Annotated in this window: 12 protein-coding genes; 9 read left to right on the plus strand and 3 right to left on the minus strand. The window is 54.8% G+C overall.

Going from position 1 to position 14,004, the window contains the following annotated elements; all coding sequences use genetic code 11:
• Position 1: 1 nt before the first annotated feature.
• Positions 2 to 814: an inositol monophosphatase family protein gene (locus GGE09_RS05710; RefSeq protein ID WP_309744718.1), complete on the plus strand. Its 813-nt coding sequence runs from the start codon at positions 2 to 4 to the stop codon at positions 812 to 814.
• 10 nt (positions 815 to 824) lie between these two features.
• Here the strand turns inward: GGE09_RS05710 and GGE09_RS05715 are convergent, their stop codons facing one another.
• Together GGE09_RS05715 and mce are read right to left on the minus strand one after the other, a co-directional pair.
• Positions 825 to 1,094: a DUF1467 family protein gene (locus GGE09_RS05715; protein ID WP_309744720.1), complete on the minus strand. Its 270-nt coding sequence runs from the start codon at positions 1,092 to 1,094 to the stop codon at positions 825 to 827.
• A complete protein-coding gene (gene mce / locus GGE09_RS05720; RefSeq protein WP_309744721.1) occupies positions 1,095 to 1,499 on the minus strand; it encodes a methylmalonyl-CoA epimerase in 405 nt (134 codons plus the stop codon). It lies immediately after the preceding gene.
• A 194-nt stretch (positions 1,500 to 1,693) separates the two neighbouring features.
• Between mce and GGE09_RS05725 the strand changes: the two genes are divergently transcribed.
• From GGE09_RS05725 to GGE09_RS05750, 6 genes are all read left to right on the plus strand, one after another.
• Entirely contained in the window at positions 1,694 to 2,461 is a 768-nt protein-coding gene (locus GGE09_RS05725) for a response regulator (RefSeq protein WP_309744723.1), read from the plus strand.
• Positions 2,462 to 2,563: 102 nt separating this feature from the next.
• The gene (locus GGE09_RS05730; RefSeq protein WP_309744725.1) at positions 2,564 to 3,634 is read left to right on the plus strand and encodes a pyridoxal-phosphate dependent enzyme; all 1,071 of its coding nucleotides are present in this window, start codon (positions 2,564 to 2,566) and stop codon (positions 3,632 to 3,634) included.
• Positions 3,627 to 4,751: a Xaa-Pro peptidase family protein gene (locus tag GGE09_RS05735; protein WP_309744727.1), complete on the plus strand. Its 1,125-nt coding sequence runs from the start codon at positions 3,627 to 3,629 to the stop codon at positions 4,749 to 4,751. Before GGE09_RS05730 ends, GGE09_RS05735 begins: the two co-directional genes overlap by 8 nt.
• Before the next feature lie 26 nt (positions 4,752 to 4,777).
• Positions 4,778 to 5,512 carry an aspartate/glutamate racemase family protein gene (locus GGE09_RS05740; RefSeq protein ID WP_309744729.1) on the plus strand — a complete coding sequence of 245 codons (735 nt, stop codon included), beginning with the start codon at positions 4,778 to 4,780 and terminating at the stop codon, positions 5,510 to 5,512.
• A gap of 147 nt (positions 5,513 to 5,659) precedes the next feature.
• Positions 5,660 to 8,572, plus strand: a complete 2,913-nt coding sequence (locus GGE09_RS05745) for a valine--tRNA ligase (protein ID WP_309744731.1) — start codon at positions 5,660 to 5,662, stop codon at positions 8,570 to 8,572.
• 111 nt (positions 8,573 to 8,683) lie between these two features.
• Positions 8,684 to 9,793 (plus strand): pyridoxal phosphate-dependent aminotransferase, encoded by a 1,110-nt coding sequence (locus GGE09_RS05750; RefSeq protein WP_309744733.1) that lies wholly within the window; start codon positions 8,684 to 8,686, stop codon positions 9,791 to 9,793.
• A gap of 8 nt (positions 9,794 to 9,801) precedes the next feature.
• Here GGE09_RS05750 and GGE09_RS05755 read toward each other — a convergent pair whose 3' ends face one another.
• On the minus strand, positions 9,802 to 10,581 hold the full coding sequence (locus tag GGE09_RS05755; RefSeq protein WP_309744735.1) for an adenosylcobinamide-GDP ribazoletransferase: 780 nt from the start codon (positions 10,579 to 10,581) through the stop codon (positions 9,802 to 9,804).
• A 111-nt stretch (positions 10,582 to 10,692) separates the two neighbouring features.
• On the opposite strand from GGE09_RS05755, the gene cobT reads away from it, so the two are divergent.
• On the plus strand, positions 10,693 to 11,712 hold the full coding sequence (gene cobT / locus GGE09_RS05760) for a nicotinate-nucleotide--dimethylbenzimidazole phosphoribosyltransferase (protein WP_309744849.1): 1,020 nt from the start codon (positions 10,693 to 10,695) through the stop codon (positions 11,710 to 11,712).
• 83 nt (positions 11,713 to 11,795) lie between these two features.
• A complete protein-coding gene (locus GGE09_RS05765) occupies positions 11,796 to 13,991 on the plus strand; it encodes a response regulator (protein ID WP_309744737.1) in 2,196 nt (731 codons plus the stop codon).
• Positions 13,992 to 14,004 lie beyond the last annotated feature (13 nt).

A 14,004-nucleotide genomic window follows, 5' to 3' on the forward strand; every position in this document is an offset into this window, starting at 1 on the left:
TATGTCTAAAATTGTGACACTTTCCCCTGATCTGACCCGTGAACTGGTGCAGGTGGCCTATGCTTTGGCTGATGCCGCACGCCCGATTGCGCTGCAATATTTTCGCCGTGGCGGTCAGAATATTGAAAATAAACTGGCGGGGGATTTTGATCCTGTCACCGTAGCTGATCGTGAAATCGAACGCCAGATGCGCGCGATCCTAGCCCAATCCCGCCCCGAAGACGGCATTCTGGGCGAAGAGTTCGGCACCAAACAGGGCAGCAGCGGCTTGGTCTGGGTGTTGGACCCGATTGACGGTACACGCGGCTTTATTTCTGGCACGCCCACATGGGGTGTTTTGATCGCTGTAGGCCCCGAAACCGGCCCTGAAATCGGTATTATCGACCAACCTTTCACGGGTGAGCGGTTCCTCGGGACGCCGGATGGCGCTTTGTGGCAGCGCGGTACTGTTCATGAACCACTGGCCGTGCGTCGCTGCGCCAGCCTGAAGGACGCGATCCTGTTCACCACCTTCCCCGAAGTTGGCACCCCGGAAGACCGCAGCGCCTTTGAACGGGTGCGCGACTGCGTGAAACTGACGCGCTATGGCACGGATTGCTACGCTTATGGTTTGCTGGCAGCAGGGCAAATTGATTTGGTGATTGAAGCAGGTTTAAACGCCTATGACATCCAGGGCCCGCTGGCCGTGATCAAAGCCGCTGGTGGTATTGTCACAGATTGGGAAGGCGGCCCGGCCCATGCGGGCGGCCGCGTTCTTGCCGCAGGGGATAAAGACACCCATGCGGCTGCTTTGGCCTTGTTGCGGGTTGTTTAACACTGATCCGCTAGTCTTGGATACCGTTGTAAAAATCAAAGGTATCAAGGGGAATTATACCTGACGAAATCACAAATGCCAGAATCAGCCAGACCACCGTTGCAACACCCGTAACAATCAGCACCCGTTTGCCCAGCTGCGGATTAACCGGCGCAGAAGGGGGCGTGCCTGGCACAATATGGCCGTCCTCATCCTGACTTTTCAGGCGCAAGGGCAGGACAATAAATAAGGTTAAAAACCAGGTTACGGCATAAAGGACAAGAGCGGCACCAATATTCATTTAAACTTGTTCCAACTCGACAAGGGTTCCGGTGAAGTCTTTGGGATGCAAGAATAAAACAGGCTTGCCATGGGCGCCGATTTTAGGCTCTCCACTGCCAAGAACCCGCGCGCCTGTGGCTTGCAGTTTGTCCCGTGCGGCCAGAATATCGTCTACTTCATAGCAGATGTGGTGAATGCCACCCGATGGATTCTTGTCCAGAAAGCCTTGGATCGGGGAATTTTCCCCCAAAGGGTACAAAAGTTCGATCTTGGTGTTGGGCAGTTCGATAAACACCACAGTTACGCCGTGATCCGGTTCGTCCTGCGGCGCACCGACGTTGGCCCCAAGGGTGTCACGGTATTGCGCACAGGCAGCATCCAGATCCGGCACTGCAATGGCCACGTGGTTCAAACGTCCAATCATCCTAAGCTCCTTTGGTCCCGTTGCCTTTGATATGGCGCGATTGCTGGGGTTTGGCAACGCGACAAAGGGTGCACCCAATGGCGCGTTTTACGAAATTATGTCTGCCAGAAGGCAAAAACGTAAAATTGTTAGGAACCTGTTAGCACCTATGCGGTTCCATGGGGGTAAGTTTTCTGCAACTTTTGGGGGCGACCATGCCACATGATATTGATCCGTTTACGAAAAATTACGCCAAACGCAGACCTTTGATGGGGGTCACGATTCTGCTGATCGAAGATAGCCGTTTCTGCTCCGAAGCGGTGCGTTTAATGGCCCTACGCAGCGGCGCAAGGTTGCGCCGCGCCGATTGTGTAAAATCCGCGCGTAAACATCTTTCAATGTATCGGCCCGACCTGATTATTGTGGATCTGGGCCTGCCCGATGGTTCTGGACTTGAATTGATCCGCGAACTGGCAGAACACGGCAACCCGGAGCAGGCGATTTTGGCCCTTAGCGGCGATACCCAGGACAGCACCCGCCAAAAGGTTATTGCGGCAGGGGCTCATGGGTTTCTGGCTAAGCCTATAGAAAGTCTTGATCTGTTTCAGCGGCGGCTGGTCTCCACACTGACCCGAGAACGTGAGGGGCCGCGCATTGTGCCAGATCCCGTTGCGCAGTCATCAAACACCGCGCTAGAGCTGGATCAACAGGCGCTTTTGGATGATCTGGACCGGATTCGTGCCATTCTGGAAAAGGCTTTACCGGATGGGGATCGCCAGCAACTACACTATTGCGCGCAATTCGTGGATAGCGTGGCGCAGACCGCCCGTGATACAGAGCTGTCACAGCAAGCGCGGCAGTTTTTCAGCCGCATGAATTCAGGCGCTACAGGGCAAAACAGCGGGCGTATGATGTTGCATATGCTGCGCGAGAAACTGACAACCGCCGACCGCGCCATTCCCGATCGCGAAAATGTAGCGTGATGCGGGGCAGGACGGTTTAGGCACTCCAATTGGCGGAGTTTTCCGCCCCATTTTGCCGTTTTGTGACTGTTCTTGACGCGCGATCCAGTGCAAGTTCAGGGCATGACATATATTTCGAACCCATGGCGTGGCACTGGCGTGCCCGCGCAATCCAGTCTGGCAGCGGGCGAAGTGACGGTTGACGATAGCCTTGTTCTGAAACTTTTAGGCCAATGTCCAGCCCATGCCCAAACGCCTTTAACTGATCTGCCCGCCCTTGCGGCCCGCTTGGGAATTGGCAGTTTGCATGTAAAAGACGAGCGCGCCCGCATGGGGTTGGGCAGTTTCAAAGCATTGGGTGCTGCCTTTTCCATCGCCAAAACCGCATTTGAACGGGTGGGGCAAGATATATCTGACCCGCAAAAGGCGAAAATCGCGCTGGAAGGGCATGTTTTTGTCACGGCAAGTGCCGGGAATCACGGGCTCTCGGTGGCGGCGGGCGCGCATGTCTTTGGCGCAACTGCGGTGATCTATCTGGCTGAAACCGTGCCGTCCGGCTTTGCCCAACGTTTGCGCGATAAAGGGGCTGAAGTGGTCGTAGTAGGCGCAGATTACGAGGCCAGCATGGCTGCCGCTGCCAAAGCCGCTACGCAGAATGGCTGGCGCTTGCTGTCTGATAGCACTTGGGTAGAGGACACATCCGGGCGGGATGTGATGGAGGGGTATCTGGCGCTTAGCGCTGAAGTCTTTGAACAATATGGCCCCGCGCCCACACATATCTATCTGCAAGCAGGCGTTGGTGGTCTGGCAGCAGCCGTGGCGGCATCTGCGCGAAAACACTGGGGGCAGGACGTGCAAATTATTGTGGTCGAACCCGATGCAGCCCCCGCGTTGCTAGCCAGTATCCAGGCAGGAAAACCCGTAGCGACCCAAGGCCCTGCGTCCAATATGGGACGGCTGGATTGCAAGGAACCCTCTCATCTGGCGCTAAAAGCACTGGCACGAGATGCGGATGGTTTTTTGACGCTTAGCGATTCTGACGTGGCGCGGGATATTGCACAATTGGCGGGGTTCGGGCTGCAAACTTCGCCTTCTGGCGGGGCTGGTTTTGCGGGGGTGGTGGCGCAGGCTGCCAGTCTCGGTCCGCAGGCGCGGGTTTTGGTGATTCTTTCCGAAGGCCCAGCCGATGACTGATTTCCCTGTCGTCGAATTTCAGGACCGTCTTGAACGGGCCCAGAAAAAAATGGCGACAGACGGATTTGATGCGATCCTGCTAACAACCGAGGCAGAGGTGCGGTATTTCACCGGATTTCGAACCCTGTTTTGGCACAGCCCCACGCGGCCTTGGTTTGTGATCCTGCCCCAATCGGGCGCGCCAATCGCCGTTATCCCAGCCATCGGCGCGGATTTGATGGGGCGCACTTGGGTTAAGGATATCCGTACATGGCCAAGTCCGCGGGGCATTGATGAAGGCGTAAGCCTGTTGGTTGAGGCTTTGGCCCCCTTCAATCAAATCGGCCTGCCCATGGGCGAAGAATCCAGTCTGCGCATGGGGTTAACCGATTTTCGCGCGGTTGAGGCCGCAATTTCTGGCCATTTCAACGACTGTTCGGCCCTGATCAAATCCCTGCGGATGATAAAATCTGATGCTGAAGTCGCCATTATCCGCCGCATTTGTGACATCGGCTCGCGCACATTTGCCCGCGTGCCAGAACTGGCCGCCATCGGGGACGGGTTGGACCAGGTGTTCCGCCGATTTAAAATTGCATTGTTGGAAACGGGGGCCGAGGATGTGCCCTATCTTGTGGGCGGTGCCGGGCAGGGGGGCTACGGCGATGTGATTTCCCCGCCAACCGCGACTCCGTTGGCTGATGGGGATGTGTTGATGCTGGATACAGGTGCCAGTTTAAAGGGGTATTTTTGTGATTTCGATCGAAATTTTGCCATAGGCCACGCCCACGCTGAAGCTGTGTCTGCCCATGCAAAATTGTGGGATGTGACCGAAAGAGGGCTGGAAACTGCCCGTGCAGGGGTGCGCTGCTGCGATCTTTTTGCCGCCATGAATAAGGGTCTGGGCGGCGGATCTGATGTGGGGCGGATCGGGCATGGATTGGGGATGCAACTGACGGAGTGGCCGTCAATCGCGGCTCATGACACTACGGTTTTGCAAGCGGGAATGGTGATGACGCTAGAGCCCTCGCTAATGATTGACGCAACCCGTATGATGGTGGCCGAAGAAAATATTCTGATCACCGAAGGCGCGCCGGTTCTGCTGACACAGCGGGTGGCGCGGGAACTGCCTGTGATCTGAATAGGCATCTAAGAAAGAGGCACGCGATGGCACAGCATTTTGAAACCGATACCGGATACGGGGATCAGGCGGCGTTGGGGCTGATCGTTCTATCCACCGATGAAACGATGGAACCGGAACTGGCCAGCGTTTTTGGCCCCGCGCGGGTGCCCGTTTATCACAGCCGGATTGTCAGCCAACCCGATGTGACCCCTGAAACGCTTGCCCAGATGGAGGCGGATTTACCCGCATCCGCAGCGCTTTTGCCGCGCGAAGTGTCGTTCGGGGCGATAGGATACGGCTGCACATCCGGGGCGACGATTATTGGCGAAGATCGCGTGGCGGCCTGTGTGCAAACCAGCCATGCGGGCGTGCCTGTGACCAATCCGATGTCTGCTGTTATGGCCGCGTGTCGGGCGTTGGGCGCGCGCAATATCGGTTTTTTGACGCCCTATGTTGCTGACGTGTCTGCGGCCATGCGGGCCTTGCTTGAACAAAACGGCTTTAAGATTTCGGGCTTTTCAAGTTTCGAGGAAGCCCGCGAAAAGGTTGTGGCGCGGATTTCACAAGATTCGGTTTTGCAGGCGATAGCAGAGCTGGGGCAGGGGGAGTGCGATGTTGTCTTTGCCTCTTGTACCAATTTGCGGGCTTTTGACATTATCGAACAGGCCGAAGCGCAGATTGGCAAACCGGTGATTTCCAGTAATTCGGCTTTGGCATGGCATATGGCACATTTAGCGGGGCGCAAAGTGCCAGGGCCGGGGCGGTTGTTTCAATTGTAAGTGGACTTTTGTGCTTTGGGCGCGGCATTGGATATTTGAAAAACAAAAAGAGAATGGTCGTGGTTGTTGCGCGGCGGATTTCTTGGGTTTTCCTTCGGCCACGGGCTGGTTAGAAGGTGGCGATGACTTTTAGGCGGGACTGATCCTATGGCGATGGAAAAGAATTTTGATGCGGCCTCTGCCGAGGCGGCGATCTTCAAAAAATGGGAAGACGCAGGCGCGTTTCGCGCAGGTGCGAATAAATCCCGTGACGAGAGTTTTAGCATCATGATCCCGCCGCCCAATGTGACGGGCGCGCTGCATGTGGGCCATGCGTTTAACAACACGTTGCAGGATATTCTGATCCGCTGGCATCGGATGCGCGGCTTTGACACCCTTTGGCAGCCCGGGCAGGATCACGCAGGGATTGCCACGCAGTTGCAGGTGGAAAAACAGCTGGCTGCCGAGGGCGGGCCGACGCGTGCAGAAATGGGACGCGAGGCATTTCTAGAGCGGGTTCTCGCTTGGAAAGAGGAAAAAGGCGGCACGATTATTTCCCAGTTGAAACGGCTTGGCGCCTCGGCTGATTGGGAACGGAATGCCTTTACCATGGATAAGAATTTCCATGATGCGGTGCTGAAGGTCTTTGTGGATTTGTACAACAAGGGTTTGATTTATCGCGGCAAACGGCTGGTAAACTGGGACCCGCATTTTGAAACCGCCATTTCCGATCTTGAGGTGGAAAACATCGAGATCGACGGCCATATGTGGCATTTCAAATACCCGCTGGCGGGTGGCGAAACCTATGAATACATTGAAAAAGACGAAGACGGCGTAGTCACGCTGCGCGAAACACGGGATTATATTTCCATTGCGACAACACGGCCTGAAACCATGTTGGGAGACGGGGCGGTTGCGGTTCACACCAAAGATGAACGCTATGCGCCGATTGTGGGCAAATTGTGTGAAATTCCGGTCGGTCCGAAAGAGCACCGCCGCCTGATCCCGATCATCACCGATGATTACCCCGATCCTGATTTCGGTTCTGGTGCCGTGAAAATTACCGGTGCCCATGACGCGAATGACTATGGCGTGGCCAAGCGCAATAACATTCCGCTCTATCGTTTGATGGATACCAAAGCGCAGATGCGGGCGGATGGTTTGGACTATGCAGCCGCTGCCACGCGGGCCAAAGAAATTGCCGAAGGTGCGGAGTTTACCGAGACCGAAGTGGAGCAAATCAACCTTGTGCCGGATGCCTATCGCGGGTTGGACCGGTTTGAGGCGCGCAAGGCGGTGATTGCAGATATTGACGGCGAAGGCCTGATGATCACCATCGAAGACAAGAAAATCATGCAGCCCTTTTGTGATCGCTCCAAGGTTGTGATGGAACCGATGCTGACGGACCAATGGTATGTGGATGCGGCCAAACTGGCGGTGCCTGCGCTGGAAAAAGTCAAAGACGGCACCGTTCGGATTCTGCCAGAACGGGATAAAAAGGTTTATTACCACTGGATGGAAAACATCGAGCCGTGGTGTATTTCCCGTCAATTGTGGTGGGGGCATCAGATTCCGGTTTGGTACGGTCCACGGATGGAAAACGGCCAGATTATTGGCGAAGCCCCGTGGAAGGAATTCTGCGCTGCAAGCGAATTGGAACTGACCAACCAGACGCTGGAATATTATGGCGGCACAATTTTGCTGTTAGACCAAGAACCCCATTCGATCAATGTGGGCGGCCCTATGGGGTTGACCGGCGCTGTGCCTGTTTGGCGTGATCCGGATGTTCTGGATACGTGGTTCTCATCGGGTTTATGGCCGATTGGGACGCTGGGATGGCCCAATGAAACGGATGAACTTAAACGGTATTTCCCGACATCTACCTTGATTACTGGCGCGGACATTCTGTTCTTTTGGGTCGCGCGTATGATGATGATGCAGCTTGAGGTGGTGAAGGAAGTTCCCTTTGATACCATATACTTGCACGCATTGGTGCGTGACGAAAAAGGCGTAAAAATGTCCAAAACGTTGGGCAATGTGGTGGACCCGCTGGACCTGATCAACGAATTCGGGGCGGATGCTTTGCGCTTTACCATGACGTCGATTGCGGCTCTTGGTGGGACGTTGAAACTCAGCGTGGACCGCGTGAAGGGCAACCGCAACTTTGGTACGAAACTGTGGAATGCGGCACGATTTGCCGAGTTTAACGAGGCCACACCGCAGGCGGATTTTGATCCTGCGACGGTGCAGCAAACCCTGAACAAATGGATTGTCGGCGAGACTGCCAAAGTGCGTGAGGTCGTGGATACGGCGCTGGAACAATACCGGTTCAACGATGCGGCAAACGGGCTTTACGCTTTTGTTTGGGGCAAGGTTTGCGACTGGTATGTTGAGTTGTCCAAACCCTTGTTGCAAGGCGAGGATGAAGCCGCCAAAGCAGAGACCAAGGCGACCCTGTCCTGGACGCTGGATCAATGTCTGATCCTGCTGCACCCGATTATGCCGTTTATTACCGAACAGCTTTGGGGTGATATTGCCGAGCGCCAAAAGTTGCTGATCCATGCGGATTGGCCGACCTATGGTGCCGAATTGATGGATGCAGATGCTGACCGCGAAATGAACTGGGTGATCACTTTGATTGAACAGGTACGCTCTGTACGGTCCGAAATGCGTGTCAATGCGGGGGCGAAAATCCCCATGGTGCAACTGGCGCTGGATGATGCGGGCAAGGCTGCTTTGGATCGCAACCAGCCGATGATCATGCGTCTGGCGCGGATTTCGGAACTGACCATTGCGGATCAAGCCCCTAAAGGTGCGGTGACCTTGCCGGTAGAGGGGGGCTCTTTCTGCCTGCCACTGGCTGATGTGATCGACATCGAAGAAGAAAAAGCACGCCTGCAAAAAGCCATCGACAAACTAGCCAAAGAAATCAACGGCCTAAAGGGTAAGCTGGCGAATGAAAAATTCGTCGCAAATGCGCCTGAAGCTGTTGTTGCAGAAAACCGTGACCGGATGGAAGCAGCTGGCCTTGAATCCGCCACGTTGCAAGCCGCCTTTGATCGGGTTGCTGCGCTGGGCTGATCAGCTGGGCTAACACACGTAAAACCTCGGCTTTAAGGGCCGGGGTTCAGACGGTTCGCCGCATCAAGCGCGGGACATGGTCAAACACAGGACGCAGTTAGGGAGACAGGGATGAGCGGACCGATTTACACGGATTTGGTTGCGGGGTTGCCCTCAACAGTGCCTTTTGTTGGGCCGGAAACGCAAGAGCGGGCACGGGGACGCGGTTTTGCAGCACGGCTTGGGGCGAATGAAAATGTGTTCGGCCCCAGCCCTTATGCGATTACCGCCATGGCCCAAGCGGCGGGCGAGGTTTGGCAATACGGCGATCCTGAAAACTTTGATCTGAAGCTAGCTTTGGCTGAATTCCACCACATCGCCACGGAAAACATCATTGTAGGCGAAGGAATCGACGGCCTGCTTGGCTATCTGGCGCGGATGATTGTGGAACCCGGTGTTAAAGTTGTGACCTCGCAAGGGGCCTATCCTACCTTCAATTATCATGTGGCAGGCTACGGAGGAGAGCTGGTTACAGTCCCTTATAAAGGTGACTTCGAAGACCCCGTTGCTTTGATGCAAAAAGCGGCTGAAGTGGGCGCGCGGCTGGTCTATCTGGCCAATCCTGACAATCCCATGGGCACTGTCCACAGCGCCGAGGTGATACAGGCCGCCATTGACGCCGTGCCGGAAAATTGCCTTTTGATACTGGATGAGGCCTATATTGAATTCGCGCCAACAGGCCATGCGCCAGAGCTGAACACAGATGATAAAAAAGTCATCAGAATGCGTACTTTCTCAAAGGCTTACGGCATGGCTGGTGCGCGGGTGGGGTATGGCATTGGGCATGCGGATCTGATCGACAGTTTCAATAAAATCCGCAACCATTTTGGTATGTGCCGGATCAGTCAGGCGGGGGCTTTGGCTGCGCTTAAGGATCAACGTTATCTGGCGCAAACGGTTGATAGCATTGCTTTGGGGCGCAAGCGGATTGCCCAGATTGTAGCAGAGCAGGGGCTGTCCGTTGTTCCCTCGGCCACCAATTTTGTGGCTGTTGATTGCGGTCAGGATGCGGCTTTTGCCAAGGCGGTTCTGGATCAGTTGATCGCGCGGGACATCTTTGTGCGGATGCCTTTTGTAGCCCCTCAAAACCGCTGTATTCGGTTGTCTGTGGGAAAAACTGCGGATTTATCTTTGTTTGAACTGCAATTTCCCCTCGCACTCGAAGCGGCCAGCGGCGCTTAACGGCTGGGTTACAAAAATGCGGTTAACGTGGCGAGCGCTGCGATTTCCGCAACCTGCTGGCATCCGCCAAGCACATCCCCCGTGTAGCCTTCAATCCGCCGCCATGCCAGCCAACACAGGGGTAAACAGGACAGCACGGCGATTGCGATCATCGGCAGGGCCAGCAGCCCAACGCTAATAAGACATAGGAAGATGGTTAACAGGGCAGCGATGATCGCTGTGGGGGCGCTTACCAGTCCGACCTGCGCCGCCAATCCACTGGGGCGCGCCAAAGGCATGGCGTACATCACTAAAACCATCGGCAGGCGGCTTGCAGTCCCAACGGCGATAAATCCTGTTAACCAATTAACCGAAATGATGCTGTCATAGCCGGACCAACGGGCCAGTACGGCCACAATCAAGGCCGCAGCACCAAAGGCTCCGACACGGCTGTCCTTCATAATTTCCAGTCGCCGCGTAAGGGTTGCACCGCCGCCAAAACCGTCAGCACAATCTGCAATGCCGTCTTCATGCAGTCCGCCTGTCAGCATCATCAGCGCCCCAAGGGCCACGGCCGCCGCAATCCCGCTCGACACGCCAAGGGCTGCAATCCCAAGCGCGATAAGACCTGCAATCAGCCCCAAAACTGCCCCAACCAGCGGATAGGCCCAAGCCGCACGGGCAGCGCGCTCTCCGGCGAGTTGATGGTTAACGGGTATCGGCAATCTGGTTAACAAGGTGAAAGCGGCGGGGATGTCCACGGGGTGCAGGTCAATATTGCCTAACCCATTGCTGCGCATGTCGTTCATAGGGGGTATGCCTTCGCGAATCCAGTGTCACATGGGTGAATTTAAGGTTAAAGACTGGGCCAAACAATGGCACATCCGCCCGTGATGTTCGTAACACAGGACCCGACCTCTATGACCCATACCTTTAATTCTTTGGCAGACTTTGAAGCGGTTTTAAAAGCGGCGGTCGGGCCGGATACACAAGCGATGAGCGCGGCGCAGGAGCGCAACAGCCAGTTAACCAAACCCCCTGGTGCATTGGGGCGGCTTGAGGATTTGGCAATCTGGTACGCAGGTTGGCGTGGCAATGCAGCACCCCGCATAACGAATCCGCAAGTGGTTGTTTTTGCAGGAAACCACGGTGTTGCCGCTCGGGGCGTTTCAGCCTTTCCCGCCGAGGTTACCGCACAGATGGTGCTAAACTTTCAACATGGCGGCGCAGCGATTAACCAATTGTGCAGAACTTTCGATGTAAAGCTGGATGTGATTGCACTGGATCTGGAAACACCAACGGCTGATTTTACAACTGGCCCCGCCATGAGCGAGGCCGAAGTCGTCGCTGCATTGGCAACGGGCTGGGATGCTGTGGATCCTGCAGCGGATTTATTCGTGGCAGGGGAAATGGGCATCGGCAATACCACATCGGGCGCAGCGATTTGTACCGCATTGTTTGACGGCAACCCTGAAGACTGGGTCGGGCGCGGGACTGGTGTGGATGATGCTGGCTTGGCCTTAAAAGCCCAAGTAGTGGGCGAAGGACTGGCCGCAAACCCAATTTCAGCCCACAACGGGCTTCAATCGTTGCGCTGTCTTGGCGGGCGGGAACTGGCTGCAATGGCGGGCGCGATTGCTGCCGCGCGGGCGCATCGCATCCCTGTCATTCTGGACGGGTTCATTTGCACGGCCGCTGCGGCTTGTCTTGAAGCAGCGTGTAAAGGCGCGTTGGATCACGCTGTTGCCGGGCATGAATCCCTTGAATCCGGGCATGCGCGTATTCTAAGCGCGCTTGGAAAGCAGCCCTTGCTGTCCCTGGGTCTGCGTCTAGGCGAAGGGTCCGGGGGCGCGCTGGCAGTTGGCGTAATGAAAGCCGCGTTGGAGTGCCATTCAGGCATGGCCACTTTCGCAGAGGCCGGAGTCGCAGGCGGGGCCTAATTCGTATGGCGCAGTAGAGAGATTGTTAAGACAACGCGGTTAGACTTTGCCTACTCAGAAATTGGGATGAGCGGCATTCGGCGTTGAAACAGAGTAAAACACCATCTTTAAACGACCTGACGTTAAGTGATCTGGCGCGTTTTGACGAAGCCTCCTCGGCTTCTGGTTTGCTGCGGCGATATACTTTCGGGCGGATGGGTGCGACTTCGATCAGGATGCTTATCGCGGCAATCGGCTGTGCCTTGCTTGCTATTCTGGTTTCTCCGAAATTCGGCTTACTGGCCGCTGCGGTAACTTTCCCGCTGGAACTGGTCGAATATTTAATATTGGCCTACGTTAGGAAAAAGGCCAATTATCAAGGGCGTAAGGTTCACTTACTGGTCATTTTTGCCAGCTTTGTTCAGACCAGCGGATTGGGTATTTGTATGGTTCTGGCCGCCTCGCAGTCAGAATCTTTGCGGATGTTTAGTTGGGCTTTTTTGTTCGGCGCAATGATGAACTCGCTGCTTTCAGCCCGTTTCCACCCGGCATCCCATCGTGTTCGTCTTGGGGTTCTGGCGGTTGCCGGGCTGATCATTCTGTTCCGCGCGCTCACCCATCCCGAAGCAGTTTACACCGAAATTGCATCCGAAATGTCGGCGGTTTTGTCGATGATTTTTATGGTCGGGTATCTATTCTCTCATTTGTCGCGGCGGGCAAAAAACACCCGCCAGACCGAACGCGCCCTTATCATTCAATCAGCAGAGGCACGCCGCCTTGCTCTTGTGGCCGAACATGCGTCTGACAGTATCGTGCTTATGGATGAAAACCACTTGATAACATGGGCAAATTCACAATTTACGGACCTGACCGGATATACATTGGATGACGCGATCGGGCATGGCATGGGGGAGTTATTGAACCATGTAGATGCGGATTTGGCTGTTATCAAAGCGATGAATGCCAAGATCGAAAGCGGACAATCGACCAATGCACGGATCCTAAACAAAACAAAATCGGGCGCAACGCTTTGGATGGAAACCCATCAGACGCCAGTGTTTACCGAAGATGGGAAAATCCGCGCCTATATTGCCGTTGAGAGAGACGTCAGTGAATTGGTGCGCCGCGAAAAAGAACTGCACGCGGCACTGGATGCGGCAAAAAAAGCCGATCAGGCAAAAACGGAGTTCCTTTCAAGGATGAGCCATGAACTGCGCACTCCTGCCAACGGGCTTTATGGCGGGATGGAAATTTTGCGTGAAACCGCGCTAAGTGCCGACCAAAAGGATGCGGTTGCAATATTGGAAACTTCATCAAACCGTTTAATGCATTTGGTGGAAAACATCGTAACTGTCACAGATGTCGAATCGGGCAGGCTGAAGGTTGAACTTTGCGATATGTGTGTCAGCGAAGTTCTGGAAGCCGTGGCAAGCCTATATCGGGCCGAAGCCGCTGACAAAAACGTAGCGATACAGATCAGCGTGGATAGCACCGCACAAAAGCCCTATGTCGCCGATCCCGATCTTGTATCGCGCATTTTGGCGAACCTTTTGTCCAATAGCATCAAGTTTACAGATAAAGGTGCAATTACAATGTATGCGCAAGTTGACACAGCTGGCCAAATGCAGATCAGCGTTCAGGACACAGGGATTGGCATTGATCGTTCTAAACTGGCCTTAATTTTCAATGCCTTTGAGCAAGTGGACAATGGGAACACACGCCAATTTGACGGGGCCGGTTTGGGCTTGTCCACTGCGCGGGATTTGGCCCGTTTGATGGGGGCTGAAATTGAAGTAGAAGCAGAGCTGGATAAAGGAAGTCTGTTCAGGCTGGTTCTGCCTTTAAATGAACGTCGACATGTTTCTCAAGTCGCGGTTTGTAAGCCGGTTGCACCGCACCATATGCGCGTTCTGGTGGCTGAAGATAACGGTACCAATCGGCTGTTGATCAAAACAATGTTGAAAGGCGCGGGGCATGAGTTGGAGTTTGCGCAGGACGGTAAACAAGCGGTGGAGCAGTATGCGTTGAAGCCCTTTGATTTCGTTTTAATGGATATCAGCATGCCCAATAAAAACGGATTGGAGGCCACCCGCGAAATCCGCGCGTTTGAGGCCCATAAACACCTGCGGCGCTGCCCGATCATTGCCGTTACAGCAAACGTGTCCGTCGAGGATCAACGCTTGTGTTTTGAGGCGGGTATGGATGAGTTCATTGCCAAGCCCCTGAAAAAAGAGCTTCTTTTACAGACAATTGGCAATGTTCTTGCGGCAAGCGTGCCACAAGGAAAACCTCTGCATTAGCTTTTTTGTTTGG

Origin of the sequence: Roseobacter sp. N2S, from assembly GCF_031454055.1 — a bacterium.
Taxonomy (GTDB): domain Bacteria; phylum Pseudomonadota; class Alphaproteobacteria; order Rhodobacterales; family Rhodobacteraceae; genus Amylibacter.

Bases quoted from the DNA above. Each gene is read 5' to 3' on its own strand.
- GGE09_RS05725 (WP_309744723.1), top strand. From the start codon at position 1,694: ATGCCACATGATATTGATCCGTTTACGAAAAATTACGCCAAACGCAGA.
- GGE09_RS05745 (WP_309744731.1), top strand. From the start codon at position 5,660: ATGGCGATGGAAAAGAATTTTGATGCGGCCTCTGCCGAGGCGGCGATC.
- GGE09_RS05715 (WP_309744720.1), bottom strand. From the start codon at position 1,094: ATGAATATTGGTGCCGCTCTTGTCCTTTATGCCGTAACCTGGTTTTTA.
- GGE09_RS05730 (WP_309744725.1), top strand. From the start codon at position 2,564: ATGACATATATTTCGAACCCATGGCGTGGCACTGGCGTGCCCGCGCAA.
- GGE09_RS05750 (WP_309744733.1), top strand. From the start codon at position 8,684: ATGAGCGGACCGATTTACACGGATTTGGTTGCGGGGTTGCCCTCAACA.
- GGE09_RS05710 (WP_309744718.1), top strand. From the start codon at position 2: ATGTCTAAAATTGTGACACTTTCCCCTGATCTGACCCGTGAACTGGTG.
- GGE09_RS05735 (WP_309744727.1), top strand. From the start codon at position 3,627: ATGACTGATTTCCCTGTCGTCGAATTTCAGGACCGTCTTGAACGGGCC.
- cobT (WP_309744849.1), top strand. From the start codon at position 10,693: ATGACCCATACCTTTAATTCTTTGGCAGACTTTGAAGCGGTTTTAAAA.
- GGE09_RS05740 (WP_309744729.1), top strand. From the start codon at position 4,778: ATGGCACAGCATTTTGAAACCGATACCGGATACGGGGATCAGGCGGCG.
- GGE09_RS05755 (WP_309744735.1), bottom strand. From the start codon at position 10,581: ATGAACGACATGCGCAGCAATGGGTTAGGCAATATTGACCTGCACCCC.
- mce (WP_309744721.1), bottom strand. From the start codon at position 1,499: ATGATTGGACGTTTGAACCACGTGGCCATTGCAGTGCCGGATCTGGAT.